The following is a 15,599-nucleotide window of genomic DNA, read 5'->3' on the forward strand; positions in this document are numbered from 1 at the left end:
CAATGATGTTTATATAATGAGAGCGTTAATTTAGATAAGCGGGAAGAGCCTTGGTTTTTTCCGCTTTCTTGTTTTTGTATGATATACAAACGATTTAAGGAGTCAAATTTTTGGAGATAATGATGGCCATCAAAGGTGGAGCAATTAATTTAAACGATTAAAGGCTACCCTACGGAAGTTGTATATATGGCCGGCCTGCTTGATGCGGTTACATCTAAAAGCAGCAATATCTTTATGCCTCTGAGTAGCCTGAATCTTTGCCAAAAGAAGGCTGATCTCTGCCATGCATCTGCTTTTGCTTATTTTTTAAAAGGTAATGCGCATTAAAAACGATAACCGATAGGAAGATAATACTGTAGGCCGCCATTTGTAAGGGACTGATAGGCTCAAGATATACCAGAGCTGCTATAGCAAATGCAATAATGGGGTTGATGTTAAGCAACATGCCCACTGTTGATGAATTTAAACCCTTTAAGGCATACAAATTCAGAAATAATGGAATTACTGTAAAGCCAAGTGCTATCACTTCTATCAGTACCCAAAATGTCGTCGTGCCAGGTATACGCCCGCTGTAAGCAGGGTAAAAGGGAAGCAGCAGCAAGGCAGAAAGCACGATATGAAAGGTGAGGGTGATGAACTTATCAAACCCAATATTTTTACGCTGGCTTACCAGGTACGCGGCATAACTTGACCCAATAATGATACCATAAACCATATCCATAATATTGGCATAGGATAGGAGTAAACATCCAATTATACTCAATGCAACAGCCGCCCATTGTATCTTATTGAGCTTTTCGTGCAAAAGCCAGTAAGCAAGCAATGTCGTAATAATCGGGCACACAAGATAGGCAAGTGAGGTGGCCTTAATGCTTACGTGGTTGAGCACGTAAATAAATGAGAACCAGTTGATATTTAAAAGAATACTTCCACCTACATTCAGTAAAAGCATATTTCGTTTTTGTTTAGCAGGTAAGGCTTTAATATCTGAGAAAGCTTTAAGCAAATCGGCACGCTTAAATAAGGCGGTAATGAAAACCATTAATATGGCGCAGCTAAAAATGCGGTAAAATAAAATATCTACCGAAGCATATCCGCTCAGCGGTTTTAAAACTAAGCTAAAAAAGCCCCAGGTCGCATACGCGAATATAGCAGCAAGGTAATATTTTGCGGTTTTCAATTTGTCAGAATGTTGATCTTATAATATCCATAAACATGTAAAGCACATTTATGACATGAAATACAAATTAACATATATTTATTGATCTTTTAACTGCCTATTGTATCATACCCGACGTTCGGCTTTACGGGACTTGCCATCCCGGCAGATGCAGATGATGCCCCGGCAAGCATTAAAAAATATATTAAGTTGGTTTGGTACTAAATGATCATTTTTTTAAGATCTACCGTTCGCTCAACCTGCTCAACAAGAAATTGATATGGTGGAAGAAATGAGCTACCAGTTTGTTGTTGACAGTTGGATAAGCTTGCGGGAAATCTTAACAGACTACTGGTTGCACAATTCATCAGATACCCGGCAGATTTGAAGTAATGTCAATAAGGAGCAACAGTGGACCGGGAAGGCGGCAGCTCTATTAAAAACATACACTGAAGAGATTCTCAACAGATTGGTAGAAAAATCAAAACTTTCAACGCTGTTATACGTTAACAAACGCAGATACTACTATCGCCATCGAAAATCGATCGCTGTGACCGTATTGGAATCACTTAAAATCGATACCTATGGAAAAACACATACTCATCATTGAAGATGATCAAGAAATCAGTGAATTATTTCAAATGATCTTTGAAGCGGTAGGTTATCATACTACTGTACTAAACATTGCACCTAATCCCGAATTTATCGATAAGGGAGGCTTTCATTTGATTGTAATGGATATCAGGCTCATCGGATCACGATATAATGGTAATGAATTATGCAGATTGTTCAAATCGAGCTATCCTAACAATAAAACACCTGTTTTATTGATGTCGGCTGAGTCTAACGGAGATATTTTAGCGCAGGAATGCGGAGCAGACGGCTTTATGGGTAAACCTTTTGATGTTGATAATCTGCTGACACGTGCTTTTGAAATGATGGCTTAGCGTTTATGGTTTTACAACGAGTCATGATCGCCCTGTAAAACCGGTCTTTTATTGAGCCAATCAGTTACCGTTAAGAAACATCGCAGCATCATTTCTTTATACAGATCAATACAATAAAATTAATCAAGATATATCATTTCACATACACCGCTGTGGAAATTCACATTATTTATGTTAATTTTGCTAAAAATATTCGCAAAGAGATCGTATGAGTTCGAAACTTCCTAACGCTGATCAAACGTTTAATATCTCTGACGAGCATCTTGATATTGCACTTGAACAGGTTTCCATGGGTTTTTGGAGAGTCAACCTGGTTAACAGCAACTTTATGGCCTGCACCCCGCAGTGCAAAAAGAATTTTGGCTGGGATCCGTCCAAAGCATTTAGTTATGCTGACATGCTAAGTTGTATACTTCCTGAAGATCTGCCGGAAATGCAGGCCAAGGTTTCAGCTGCGATAGAACATCAACAGCTTTATAAGGCTCAGTACCGGGTAAAACATCCGGATGGCAGTATCCACTGGATAGACGCAAATGGTAAAGTGTTGTACAAAAACGGCATCCCCTATGAGCTATTGGGAACAACGCTGGACATTACCGAAAAGAAAGATCTAGAAGTACTGCGCGATGAACTTTTGAATGTGGCCATGCATGAACTGAAAACGCCACTGTCGGCTGTAATGGCATCTTTACAATTGCTTGAGCGTATGTTGCAGCCGCGGAGTGAGGAAAAAGCCCTGAATATTGTGACCAGGGCGCTGGGATCAACCGAAAGGATTAATCGTCTTTTAGGCGAGATGGCCCTACCGGTAAATGCAAAGTTAAAAGAAATCAGCCTGGCAAAAACAACGTTTGATATTCGCAGACTTGCCGATGAGATTGCAGACAATGCCAGGGTTATTCATGCCCTTGCGAAGATCGAAGTGCGGGCAGATGCGGATGAAATTTTGGTACATGGCGATCGTCATCGGATTGCCCAAGTCATCACCAATCTGATCAACAATGGAATCAAGTATTCTGAAAATGATCCAAATCTCGAAATTACCATTACATCAGATCATGATCAGGTCAACTTCAGCGTCAGGGATTATGGAATCGGGATAGCGCCGGGAGATCGTAAGAAAATATTTCAAAAATTTTACAGGGCCAATACGAAGTTGCAGGTGGATGGCCTGGGAATAGGATTGTATCTGTGTGCAGAGGTGATTCTTCGCCATGGGGGCAGCATTCAGGTTGCAGATATCGAGCAGACGGGCACAACGGTTATATTCTCTATACCAACAGGCAATATTTAACAGCACTTTTAGGGCTGTCTACCTTATTATAATATCCTTGAAAGATAGCCAACTAAATTTCACATTTCAGGAGATGGGTAAGTTAACGTAAACACTAATACAACTGAACATCACGAGCGGAACTCATGCTGAACTTAGCACGAGTTAACATCTGACATTTACTTTGCTTTCTCTTAATGATTGTTTTCGAACATGATTGATATGCTAATCATTAAAGGATAAGCAGATCAGTTCTCGACTTATTACTGATCAAACTCAAAATCCATTTCTTTTCCGGATATAAGGTTATACACTACATTCCCATTGTTAATAATATAAAAAATATCCATATGCCCTCGTTTATACCGGATATACGCAACCAGGTTTTTGTTTTGTCCATCGAAAGTATTAATACCCCCTCCATCTTTTTTATTTGGAAGATCTAAATCGCGGTAAACATAAACGGAATAGAAATCATAGTCTGGTAAAATCGCAGAATTGATTTTCCTATTGACTTTATCCCCAAGCAGTGCATAGGTTGATTTTTTATAGAAAAAGTTTCCCCTGATATAAAAATAGTCAATGCGATTGTTATTCGTTCCTGATTTAAATTGTTGAACATCTGGATTTAAGGGCTTGAGCTCAAAATTTTGCTGTTTGCTGTTGTTGCAGGCGGTGAGTACCAAAAGTAAAATAATCAAATGTTTCATGGTCCGTTTAATTCGTATTGGTCTTTACAATCCTGCCTTGGTCTCAGGTAATATTACTGAACAATATCTTTCTCTTGTAAACCGTTATTTCCGGTTTTAAAAATGAGGATTGACGCGTTATTGATGACAGAGCAAGCTTTACAGCTTATCGAAATTTTAAATCATATTCACTTTTGTTCAAAAAGACAAGCGGATTATCGGTCTCAATCATTTCTTTAATGGCCATCTTTTTATCGTCAGACTTGTGATAAAAAGATTCCGCTATTTTATATCCGATCCTATAACCCAGATCGCCAGGCCTATTCTTGCTACTTGCCGCATTGAATAACCAATTCTGGAGATTTTTGGTGCAGAGTTCGCTCTTCATTTCCTGCCACAGTTCCTTTTCGTGTGCAGTTGCATACAGCGAAGCGCGGCTACCGGTTTCCTGGTTTCTCTTCATAATCAACACCTCAGAAATAAAACTGGCAACACCCTCTTTAATCACATTCTTAAGTAGAACACACTCACAGGCTGTCGGATTCATTTTTCGCTGTTGGGTATGGATATATTCGTGGGCAATGGTCTCCCTTACAAAATTTAAAACATCTGCCTGATCTGATCGCGCTAATATATCTGATCTTAAATTTTCATTGGTGATTTCTGAAACATCACAATTCTTATCCCCGGCGATCATCTCCAGCCCTATTAAAACATAATTGTTGGAAATGGTCCCTCCAGAAGACATTGGTCCGATAGTGATGGCTATCCTGGCCTCCTTTCCATTGGGATATAACGAACGGGTCTGCCTGATGATATCCGATAAGCGCTCCGAATCTGAAAATAACAAGGTGTTTTGACGTACGCTTTCATAAAACTTTTTATATTTTTTAATCCTGTCAGTATAAAATTCGGGCGAAAAATACCTGACTTTCGCAAATTCCTTCAAACCGTTTGTAGCCCGGTCAAGATATTTACTTTGAATAGTATTAACGCTGTCGCTATAGGTTTTAGCAGCTTTTAAGGCATCAAATGCTTCCCAGAAGTGCTTGATGTCAATAGTTGAAACATCTTTTGCATTTTCGGGTTCAAGGGCTTTAGCAATCTTTCTTCTCCGCTCCAGCACACTTTTACTTAGCCGGGCAAAATTCATACTGATCACCCCATCTGGTGAAGGTTTTGGAGAGACTGATTTGATGTTGATTTTATAAAGTCCGCCTTTTGCGGGTTCATACTCCAACTTATCGGTTCCTTTATTACCGTCGGCAAGATCTGTCGATAAGATTTTTTCACCAGCTTCATCATAGAGATTAATTTCAATATCAATATTTTCCTGATAAACCTTAATCAGATAAACTTCACCCTTCTTAAGCCGTACATTATAGTTTAATTCATTTCTGCCACTAAATGCAGTCTTTTTATCATTCTGCTTAAAATCAACAAAATTCTGAGCATAGGAAACAGCGTGCAGTAAAATAAATAGAACGGTAAATAATTTAAACATGTTTTTATTTTAATAGACACTTTAAAATGTATATCGTTGCAATATTTAGAAATTACCCGTAAAATTACTTCGGTAATATGCTTCATCGTTCAATTTAAAATTTATTTATTTTAGCATTAATTAAATAATTTGCGCTGCTGAGTTCAGCTATAAATTAGTTTTTCAATATTATAAATAAAATGATTTATTTATATAAATTACGCAAAACTGATCTTCTACAATTCACTTAAACTCCCCGGAAATGCCGTCGAAATTTAATGCAGCCCTTATTTTTTTTCTCCTGTTCAATTTAGTGCATTCAGTAACTTTTTCACAGATTATACTTCCTTTTGAATTATATGATAATAAAAGTATTCTGATCAAACTGCCTGCATTGAACGGCAAGGATTCGTTAACTTTCTTTTTTGATACAGGTGCCTCGACCATTTTACTCGATAGCCATGTAGCCGAAAAATTTAATATTAAGGCAGATCTTCATCAGGAGATCCGCGGGGCAGGGGGCATTAAAATGTACCGCTATACTACGGGACAAAAAATTTTTCTAAATGAATCAGTAAGTATTGATCATTTAAATTTTGTTCTTGATGATCTTTCCAGACTTAATGCAACGGTTGGTAGAAAGTTTGATGGTATTATTGGGAATGATATCCTGAGCAATTATTTAACTGTCGTAAATATTACAAAAAGACAAATATTGCTGTATCCTTTTAAAACACAATTAAACATGGCTGATTATAAGGCCATAGATTTTATTCTGGATGATGGAATACCTATCCCACGTTTTGGCATTGATGTGCATTTATTGAATGGGGAAAAGCTTTCCGGAGATATATTGTTTGATAGCGGCGCGGGCCTGGCACTGCTTTTTAATACCCCTTTTCAGCAACAACATGATTTATTAACAAAAATAGGCAAAACTGTTTCGAGTACGCAGAACAGTTTAACCACCAAAAGTGCCACTACACTTGCAGCCATTGCTTCTCTTTCTATTGGTCCATATATTTTCAAAGGGAAACTGCCTGTAAGTATATCGTCAGACGGGGAGGGGGTGAGTGCTTCTAAAAAGTACCTGGGTATATTGGGCAGCCAGATTATACACCGTTTTGATTTTATTCTGGACTATAGTGCCAGGAAACTCTACCTGAAACCAAATTTTTTATATCAACAGGATTTTACTACCGCTGTTGCGCCTTTTAAAATTATTCTGCAGGGAGGGAAGGTGATGATAGACGAAATCATAGAGCAATCTGCAGCCTACCGTTGCGGCCTTCGGAAGGGCCAGGTAATTACTGCAATCAATAAATTGGAATCCAAAGATTTAAAGGACTATCGGAAAATGCTGTTGAATGAAAATAAAGAGGTTGAAGTAAACTATATTGACAGCGACGGACAAGCCAAAAAATGCGTGTTTAAGATAGAGAAATTATTATAAAGGTTCTTATCCAAAAGGAGTTCCAGACGAAGATATCGGGTTAAGCGCAAATTTTTGCTGCTATCCGTTATGCAAAGGTTTATCCGCTCTATCGGCGTGGCCCCCCAATAAGACAGCTACCGGAAACTTCACCGCTGGTTTGGATGAGATTCCAGGTCATTGCCGAAATAAGATGTGAGGTTATGCTGAAAATGCTTCCGCGATAAAGGTTTTCGAAAAGGCAGGCTTGGCTTAAAACTTTCAGCCGGTTTCAATGGTTGTAACACCATGCAGATTTTATCCTCAACCGCTGCGCATGGGTCAGCAACAAAATTATATCCCTATCAGCAGTATGCGATAGAAACCCTGTTTGAAAAAATGCAGTCAGGCACTGAGCAGCTACGTCTGCTCTTCCAGTTGCCTACAGGCGGCGGTAAAACGGTTATCTTTTCTGAAATTGCCAATCGTTTTATAAACCAATACGGAAAAAAGGTGATTGTGCTTACACACCGGCAAGAGTTATGCAAACAGACTTCGCTTGCCATGAAAAATGCTGGTGTTTTTAATAAAGTAGTCGACAGCAAAGTTAAACGGATAGCCAAAAAAGATTATTATTACTGTTATGTAGCCATGGTCGAAACCCTTAAACACCGGATCGATGATGGTCTGATCGATACTAAAGGGGTAGGTCTCGTAATTGTTGATGAGGCCCATCACAATTCTTTCCATAAACTGCTTAAAAAATTTCCGTTTGCCAGGATAATAGGGGTTACAGCCACACCTTTTTCGGCAGATGCAGCGCTCCCGATGAAGAGCTTTTATACTGAGTTGGTGCTTGGAGAGCAGATCAATTCGCTGATCGAAAAGGGCTTTCTGGCCAAACCAAAGAGTTATGCTTATGAAGTAGAACTCAACACGCTGAACAGGGGTATACATGGCGATTTCACGGTGAGCAGCTCTGATGAGCTATATTCATCGAAAGTAATGCTCGATCTTCTGGTTCATGCCTACGGGGAACATGCCCTTGGGAAAAAGACGTTAATTTTCAATAACGGCATATTTACCTCCCGAAAGGTATTGGAAGTTTTTGAGCAGGCGGGTTATCCCATCCGACATCTGGATAACCATACCGAAAATGCAGAAAGGATTGAAATATTAAAATGGTTTAAAAAGACAAAAGGTGCGATATTAACATCGGTATCTATATTAACTACCGGTTTTGATGAACCGTCTGTGCAGTCGGTTATCCTGAACCGTGCTACCACCTCACTTACGCTTTATCACCAGATGATTGGCAGGGGAGCAAGGCGTTTGTCCGGTAAAAAGACTTTTAATATTATCGACCTGGGCAATAATGCAGAAAGGTTTGGAGAATGGGATGCTCCGGTGGATTGGCAGCATGTATTCGAAAACCCCGAAATCTATCACCAGATCCTGGCAAAAGCCAGCGACGATATCCATCAGATGCCTGCCGAAATGAGAAACAGGTTTCCCAATAGTACGGAGATTGCATTCGACGTGCTTGCCGCCTATCAAGCCGCCATGGATAAAGGGGAAAAATCAAAAACCGTGCTCCGCAATTCCATCAGGCAACATGCGTTGATGTGCACTGACAATGCTGACACGGTGAGCAAGGCATTTGAATTGGTAACCGAACTCGAGAAAGAAATCGACTGGAGGATAAAACAATATGCGAAATGCCTGGGTTCGGTAACCAAAAACTATATCAAATGGTTGGGCAGCGATTACCGGAGCCGTTTGCATGGCCTGATCGAGAAAATAATGTCGAGGCGGGCGGCAATGCGCACAGCGGTTTAGTCTGTACATGATGAAATGTTTTAAACGATGAAAATTATCATTGCTTTTTTGTTTTTAAGTCTACCCTGGCTAACATTTGGCCAAACAGGCAAATGCTACAAGGACACCATTAATCACAAAATAAAAGTCACCTTCTATTTGGAAGGATTAAATGAAGTGTTTATTAATGGTAAACACGCGCTGTGTTCATGATGCTGTTGCACACAGAAAGGCTGTTTCTACATGCCTGCCCTTTTACCCGGACGACTGCTGTTGAAATAGGCTCAATTTGGCCTGTCGCTGTTCGTAACAGGCTTGATTTAACCTAAATGAGGCCAAAATTATTGCTGTCGCTTTAAAGCGTTAAGTTTTAAGTATGGATTTTGTATAAAAAACGAAGCCCTGGCTTTTCAAATCCGGGGCTTCCTATTTATATTTTCGCAAGTAGTTGTTCCGCTGGTCCCTGATGGATGGCGTTAGGCTGTTTCACCACAATTTTCCCAGGTTTCTTTTTCTTAAACTTCCGGCCATACCATACCAGGAATCCGGTAATCGGTAAACTGGCGCCGATGAGTGAGGCCAGAAAGGCCAGCACCTTGCCAGGGAAGCCTAAAATACTGCCTACATGGATATCGTAATTCATCTTTCTCAGTTTCTGTCCAAAAGAGGCTTGCGCATAAGTTATAGAATAGGCATCTTTCCGCTTCAATTCGTTCAGGCTATGCTGGTCAAACGTGTAACCCTGGCTATTGTAAAACTGTCCTTTATTTGGGTACACGGTAATGTTGATGGCAGCCTTTGCATCTGTGGTATCTGCAAAATTATAATAGAATCCCATCGATTTAGGGTGTCGTGTGATCACCTGCTTCCAGGCCATGTCCATCGCTTTTTCCGGTGTATAGCCTTTTCCTTTTAGCGTAGAGTCTGAATCCAGGCGTTTATATTCTGCCAGCTTATCGCCACCAGATGTAACCCAATAGATGCCCTCACTATACCATTTAATGCCGTATACCATTCCGGTAAGGGCTATGGCCAACAGAAACAACAAAGCATAAAAGCCGAGTACGTTGTGCAGGTCTAGGTTTACCCTTTTAAAAGAGGCACCCCATTTGATTTTAAAACTTTTATCACGCGTGGACTGATTCCATTTTTTAGGATACCACCAGATCAGCCCGGTAATCAGCAAGACAACGAAAATCAGGGTACCATAGTTCACAATAGGCCGGCCTATTTTAGCCGGCATCCAAAGAAAACGGTGTCCGTTTAAAATAAACCTGAAGAAATCCGATTCGCCGGGTTTATGCACTTCGGTACTGATCACTTCGCCCGTATAAGGGTTCACTTTCAGGATGGTATTGCCCGTACGGCGATCTTTCGGACCAGCATTGGCGGCCCTCAAATTTAAGTTAATGGCTCTGCCCTGCTGGTAATTGGCGTATGAAGGCACTTTCTCCGGGTAAAGTTTCGCGGCAATCTGCATCAGTTCAGATGGTTTAACCACGGGCTTATCCTGCCAGGCTACTTTTGTTTCCGGTTCCAGCAGCCCGGTAATTTCTTCATTAAACACCCAGATACAACCGGTGAGGCACACGATAAGTACAATGATGCCAGATATTAAACCTAACCACAAATGCAGCCAATTGTTGATGCGCTTTAAAAGCGTGTCTTTTTGCTTTTTCTTTCCTTGATTTCGTGTCTTGCTCATAGTGCCTGTTTATTGGTCGGATGTAGATTATTTAAACCGGTAGGTAATACTTAATCTTGCATTGCGTGGAACCTCATAGATATAGGTATAGTACGATACGGATGTTGCCGTTTCGGTAGCCAGTTTGGTATATGATCCCTGCGTCAGCAGCCTGCGGTCCAACAGATTATTCACTAACGCGGCAATTGTTATTTTACCCTTTTCGTATGAAACGCCTGCATCAAAACGATAATAGGCAGGTAACATTAATGGAACCGAAGTAGATCCGGCATAACGATCCAATTGGATCTGGTATCCCGCACTCAATCCAAAACCGTTCAACAAAGCGCCTTGCTTCTGGTAGCGGTAAGATAACCAGCCATTGGTAATGTGTTTAGCCGAGTTAGGAGTATGCCTGCCTACCAGTTCTGGTTTAGCATCTTCACTTACGGTGGCATCTGTTAGCGCATAATTTAATACCACGTTTAACCCAGGGGTAATTTCTCCATTGATATCCAGTTCAATACCTTTCGATATGATACCACCTAATTGGATCTGGGCATTTGGATTCATCGCCAGGTGTGCCGGATCAAGATCGGCAGTTAATACATTTTTCTTCTTAATGCGGAAGGCAGCAGCAGTTACGTTCCATTTACCGTCAAAAAAATCTTTTTTAAGGCCCAGTTCGATGTTATTGCCACGGATCGGTTTAAATGGGTTTCCGGCATAATCCTGACCGGCAACAGGCAGAAAACTTTGGTCGTAGAGGGTATAGGCACTAAAATCTTTTGCAAGGGTTACGCTCAAACCGGCCCTTGGGCTAAAAACATTATCAGAAAGCTGCGTGAGGTTGGTTTTGCCAACCGTTACGGCATGTGTAAAACGGCCGGCCAATGTTAAACGGACTCTTCCATCCAGCATGCGGAGTTCATCCTGCAGGTAGGCACCGGTATAGGTGAGGTTAGTGGCATATACATTTGATCCCGAACGGTTCTGAATGCTGCGCGAACGATCGAAGACAGGAATCTTGTCAAAAGGAATACCATAAACCGGGTTATAAATATTAAAGGTAGCATTGTTTGCCAACTGCAGATCAGGCTCCTGTTTGCTGGAAAAATCGCCCCAGGTTTTCAGGTTGCCCATATCAAGTCCGGCCAAAATACGGTGTACAATGGGGCCGGTAGTCAGGTCGCCCATCAGGCTTACCTGGATATTTTTATTAATGGCCAGTTCTTCGCTAATGTTCAGGTAGCGGCGCATATCGCCATTGGCTGCTATTTTGGACGGCCAGGGGGTACCGCCATCTAAACCATAACGCAGATAGGCCGCCTGGGCATTAATCTTCCAGTCATTATTTAAACGGTGGCTCACATAAACAGTGGCATTGTGGTCATAAAGTTTTGCAGGATCAAGCGCCGGATCGCCAAGAAAGAAACTAGGGTCTGTATCACCAAATCCTTTTGGCGAAAAACCGTAAGAACCTAACGCCTGTGCTTCCACATGCTGCGTCGTATATTCAGCAGTGATCAAGGTATTGCTATCCACCTGGTAGCTAATTACGGGAGCAATAATGTATTTATCTGTGTAGTTGTATTTGTTGTAACTATCTTTGGTTTGTGCGGCCACGTTCAGGCGGAACAGTAAACGGCCGTCTCGGCTTAACTTACCGTCCAAATCGGCAGCTACGCGGCCCAGGTTGTAACCTCCGCCGGCCACGCTTACGGAACTGCGGTTTTGACCGGTAGGCTTCTTGGTTACCACATTGTAAATACCTCCAGGTTCGCCGTTAGCCATCATAAAGCCAGATGGACCTTTTACAAATTCGATGCGATCGATAGTTGCAGCGTCATCAGCTAATGGCCCCCATGGCATTTTTTGGTTCATGCCGTTCCGGAAAGCCGGAATACTGGTGCCACGCATGAAAATATTGGCATATTGGGCATCCCAATGACCTACCCGTAAGGTACCGCTCACATTCCTGGTTACCCCATCAACAATATCAAATACCTGTTGGTCTGCCATTATTTTGCTGGTCACAACCTGGATATTCTGCGGTACCTCAATCAGCGGAGATTGTAAGCGCAGTGAAGGGGATACTTTATCTACTTTATATCTTTTTTTGTTCGTACTGATCTGTACCTCGTCTAATTCGGAACGGTTTTCTTTCAAAGAGAAATCAGCAATTACGGTACCACGTGAGGAAACCTGTATCTCTTTTTCCTTTGGATACAGGCCAACCGCCGAAACGACCAGGGTATAATTACCAACCGGCACACGCCTGATCTGGTAAAAGCCATCCTCGTCAGTTACCGAGCCATAACGGGTGCCTTTCAACACCACGCTTACATTGGCAGCCACACTACCATCGGCAGTAGTGATCCTTCCTCTTACCAAACCGGTTTGTTCATCATTGCGGTTTTCAACAAGGCTATCTGTAGGAATTACGCAATATCCTGTCAGTGGATTACCAGAACTGGCATGAGCTGCAAATATTCCGGTGCAGCACATCCCTAAGAATAAAATTTTCTTAAATTGCATTTACTTTTAATTAGATGTTAAAGGTATCCGGGTTAAAATCCGGTAATGCCACACGGAGTTCAGGTCCGCTGTGGCATTTTTTTTGCAAAGGTATATTTATTTAGAATAAATCCAAATAGATTTGACGTTTAGGACTAAATCGTTTAAGTCCGCTTTATAGTTTTCGCATGCCTGACAATATCGGTATGGATTGATGGTAGCAACCCGTTAGTAAAAACCTTCAGTTTCGTCTGGTCTCTTTAATGGATTATCCTAAAACTTAATTTTAATAATTAATCATATTTTTAAAAGACATAGGTGTACCCATAAGCGCCAGCGTTAAAAAAGGCGCATATTGGTTACTTTGTACAAAACTGAACCATTTCCGTACAAAACTGAACCCCTCTTTATGCACAAGTAGCTAGTTTTGGAATCTCCAAATATGACAGCTATAAATTATGAGATCGGCAGGCGGGGTTTTCTGCAGCGTTTCGGTAATCTCCGACCGCAGGTGATATTGATGCCGTTTTTTGCAAAGATTAAAAGCAATTTAACAGTGAGACTTTATATTTTTTCACTGCTGCTTTTGCTTTTGGTGGGCTGTTTGCCTTGCGCTGCCCAGGATGGTTGCTACAGTCGCCTGGACCAAGATACCCTGACGATCGGCAATCAATTTATTGAGCGTAAGTTTCTTTGGAACAAGGGAAATGTGATTACGCATAGCTTAAGCGACAAAAAAGGCCGAAAAGTTTGGCTTAACAAGCTTAAGAGTCCCGATTTTTACATTCAAGCTGGTACTGCAACTCAAAATGGGCATTATGAAGTGTTAATGAGAAAAGAGAATGCCATTCACATCTCTGCACAGGAAACTATTATTTCTTTTACTATAGGCAGGCTTGATATCAAGCGGGTTTACCGGATCAATGCGCAAAGCGCTTCAATTGCCTGCGAAACGTATCTAAGAGGGCAGCTAGCCGGTATAGCAGGGGGACAAGGCATCAATGCTGCTGATCAAAAAAATATTGAATTTACAGAAGACATGAAGGTGAATGGTTATACCGCCATTATAGATCAGTTAAAGCTAGACGGTTTCCATTGGCAGGTTAAGGCGGTCGAATTTTTTGATGTAACCGACTGGAACAACAATTTTGTACAGGAGAATAAGTTTATTCCTTATAGGAAAAAAAGTTACCGGGGCAACCTGCTTTTTGCGCATAACCAGGAAAAAGAGGCCGGTTTTTTCTTCTTAAAGGAAGCCCCGGGGGCTGCTACGCAACTTGCTTACGGCGGTCAGGATTTTACGAATGAATTTGGACATTTTGCCGTAAACGGATTGGGGCTTAATGCAAGCGATGTTCGTCAGGATGAGTGGCGAAAAGCTTATACGGTGGTGTTAGGCGTTTACAGCGGCCAGGAGTTTAACCAACTACAGGCCTTACGTGGCTATCAGAAAACCATCCGTAAAAATGAGCCACAGCGGGACGAAATGGTGATGATGAATACCTGGGGTGATCGGAGCCAGGATGCTAAAGTGAATGAAAAGTTTAGCCTGCTGGAACTGGACGCTGCAGCCAAATTGGGTATCACCCATTTTCAGATCGATGACGGATGGCAGCAGGGAAAAAGCCCGAATTCTGCCCTGGCTAAAGGATCTTTTAAAAACATTTGGGACAACCCCAATTATTGGAAACCTGATGCGGCAAAATATCCGAATGGACTAGGTCCAGTCGTAAAAAGAGGTAAAGCGTTAGGTATCGAGATTTGCTTATGGTTTAACCCCAGTATTCAGCATGACTATGCAGACTGGGAGAAAGATGCTTCAGCAATGGCCGAACTGTACCGGATGTACGGAATCAGGACATTTAAGATTGATGGGCTCTCCATTCCCAACAAACAATCAGAAATTAATCTAACCAAAATGTTTAATAAGGTGTTGAGCGAAACAGAGAACCAGGCTGTTTTCAATCTCGATGCTACTGCGGGTCGCAGGGGCGGTTATCATCTTTTTACTGAATATGGCAATATTTTTTTGGAGAACCGTTATACCGACTGGCAAAACTACTATCCTTACTGGACGCTCCGCAACTTATGGCAACTTTCTAAATATGTACCACCAGAGAAGTTGCAGATCGAATTTTTAAACAAATGGAGGAATGCAGATAAGTATGGCAGCGATCCATTCGCGCCATCCAGCTATACTTTCGAATATCTATTTGCCATTACCATGGCCGCCCAGCCACTGGCCTGGTTTGAAGGTACGGGTTTGCCCAAAGAAGCATTGCAACTGGGGGAATCGGTTGCGAAGTATAAAAAGCTGCAGCACGATTTTCATCAGGGAACCATTTTACCGATTGGTGAGGAACCTTCGGGCAAATCATGGACGGGTTTTCAGTCGATTCATCAAGACAGGGGATATTTTATCGTGTTCAGGGAAAATACACCTGAAGGAACAGGCATACTGGAAACCTGGTTACCCGAAAAAGTTAAAATACAATTAAAGCCGCTGCTGGGTAACGGGAAGCCGGTGATTCAAACCACTGGTAGAAAAGGTGCTTTGAAAGTAACATTGCCTGCTGTAAATGATTTCGTGATGTACAGCTATACCATTTTAAAATAAA

Annotated in this window: 10 protein-coding genes; 5 read left to right on the forward strand and 5 right to left on the reverse strand. The window is 41.5% G+C overall.

All coding sequences use genetic code 11. The features are described from left to right. Window positions 1-232 precede the first annotated feature (232 nt). A complete protein-coding gene (locus BM107_RS16780) occupies window positions 233-1,180 on the reverse strand; it encodes an EamA family transporter (protein ID WP_090985441.1) in 948 nt (315 codons plus the stop codon). A 563-nt stretch (window positions 1,181-1,743) separates the two neighbouring features. Here BM107_RS16780 and BM107_RS16785 point away from each other — a divergent pair. Together BM107_RS16785 and BM107_RS16790 are read left to right on the forward strand one after the other, a co-directional pair. Continuing rightward, window positions 1,744-2,106, forward strand: a complete 363-nt coding sequence (locus tag BM107_RS16785) for a response regulator transcription factor (protein ID WP_090985444.1) — start codon at window positions 1,744-1,746, stop codon at window positions 2,104-2,106. A gap of 208 nt (window positions 2,107-2,314) precedes the next feature. Further along, the gene (locus BM107_RS16790; RefSeq protein ID WP_090985446.1) at window positions 2,315-3,400 is read left to right on the forward strand and encodes a PAS domain-containing sensor histidine kinase; all 1,086 of its coding nucleotides are present in this window, start codon (window positions 2,315-2,317) and stop codon (window positions 3,398-3,400) included. A gap of 242 nt (window positions 3,401-3,642) precedes the next feature. Here BM107_RS16790 and BM107_RS16795 read toward each other — a convergent pair whose 3' ends face one another. Together BM107_RS16795 and BM107_RS16800 are read right to left on the reverse strand one after the other, a co-directional pair. Next, window positions 3,643-4,089: a hypothetical protein gene (locus BM107_RS16795; RefSeq protein ID WP_090985448.1), complete on the reverse strand. Its 447-nt coding sequence runs from the start codon at window positions 4,087-4,089 to the stop codon at window positions 3,643-3,645. Window positions 4,090-4,234: 145 nt separating this feature from the next. Then, the gene (locus BM107_RS16800; RefSeq protein WP_090985450.1) at window positions 4,235-5,572 is read right to left on the reverse strand and encodes a gliding motility protein GldB-related protein; all 1,338 of its coding nucleotides are present in this window, start codon (window positions 5,570-5,572) and stop codon (window positions 4,235-4,237) included. A gap of 241 nt (window positions 5,573-5,813) precedes the next feature. Here BM107_RS16800 and BM107_RS16805 point away from each other — a divergent pair, with 241 nt between their 5' ends. Then, window positions 5,814-7,004 carry an aspartyl protease family protein gene (locus tag BM107_RS16805; protein ID WP_090985452.1) on the forward strand — a complete coding sequence of 397 codons (1,191 nt, stop codon included), beginning with the start codon at window positions 5,814-5,816 and terminating at the stop codon, window positions 7,002-7,004. A gap of 267 nt (window positions 7,005-7,271) precedes the next feature. Beyond that, a complete protein-coding gene (locus tag BM107_RS16810) occupies window positions 7,272-8,801 on the forward strand; it encodes a DEAD/DEAH box helicase (RefSeq protein WP_090985454.1) in 1,530 nt (509 codons plus the stop codon). Window positions 8,802-9,210: 409 nt separating this feature from the next. Here the strand turns inward: BM107_RS16810 and BM107_RS16815 are convergent, their stop codons facing one another. Together BM107_RS16815 and BM107_RS16820 are read right to left on the reverse strand one after the other, a co-directional pair. Then, on the reverse strand, window positions 9,211-10,485 hold the full coding sequence (locus BM107_RS16815) for a PepSY-associated TM helix domain-containing protein (RefSeq protein ID WP_090985456.1): 1,275 nt from the start codon (window positions 10,483-10,485) through the stop codon (window positions 9,211-9,213). Window positions 10,486-10,512: 27 nt separating this feature from the next. Further along, window positions 10,513-13,002 (reverse strand): TonB-dependent receptor, encoded by a 2,490-nt coding sequence (locus BM107_RS16820; RefSeq protein ID WP_090985458.1) that lies wholly within the window; start codon window positions 13,000-13,002, stop codon window positions 10,513-10,515. Between the two features lie 421 nt (window positions 13,003-13,423). Between BM107_RS16820 and BM107_RS16825 the strand changes: the two genes are divergently transcribed. Further along, on the forward strand, window positions 13,424-15,598 hold the full coding sequence (locus tag BM107_RS16825) for an alpha-galactosidase (RefSeq protein ID WP_244278841.1): 2,175 nt from the start codon (window positions 13,424-13,426) through the stop codon (window positions 15,596-15,598). The last annotated feature ends 1 nt before the right edge of the window (window position 15,599 follow it).

It is taken from the genome of Pedobacter suwonensis, from assembly GCF_900111825.1.
GTDB lineage: Bacteria > Bacteroidota > Bacteroidia > Sphingobacteriales > Sphingobacteriaceae > Pedobacter > Pedobacter suwonensis.

Bases quoted from the DNA above. Each gene is read 5' to 3' on its own strand.
- BM107_RS16820 (WP_090985458.1), bottom strand. From the start codon at position 13,002: ATGCAATTTAAGAAAATTTTATTCTTAGGGATGTGCTGCACCGGAATA.
- BM107_RS16790 (WP_090985446.1), top strand. From the start codon at position 2,315: ATGAGTTCGAAACTTCCTAACGCTGATCAAACGTTTAATATCTCTGAC.
- BM107_RS16825 (WP_244278841.1), top strand. From the start codon at position 13,424: ATGACAGCTATAAATTATGAGATCGGCAGGCGGGGTTTTCTGCAGCGT.
- BM107_RS16785 (WP_090985444.1), top strand. From the start codon at position 1,744: ATGGAAAAACACATACTCATCATTGAAGATGATCAAGAAATCAGTGAA.
- BM107_RS16810 (WP_090985454.1), top strand. From the start codon at position 7,272: ATGCAGATTTTATCCTCAACCGCTGCGCATGGGTCAGCAACAAAATTA.
- BM107_RS16805 (WP_090985452.1), top strand. From the start codon at position 5,814: ATGCCGTCGAAATTTAATGCAGCCCTTATTTTTTTTCTCCTGTTCAAT.
- BM107_RS16815 (WP_090985456.1), bottom strand. From the start codon at position 10,485: ATGAGCAAGACACGAAATCAAGGAAAGAAAAAGCAAAAAGACACGCTT.
- BM107_RS16800 (WP_090985450.1), bottom strand. From the start codon at position 5,572: ATGTTTAAATTATTTACCGTTCTATTTATTTTACTGCACGCTGTTTCC.
- BM107_RS16795 (WP_090985448.1), bottom strand. From the start codon at position 4,089: ATGAAACATTTGATTATTTTACTTTTGGTACTCACCGCCTGCAACAAC.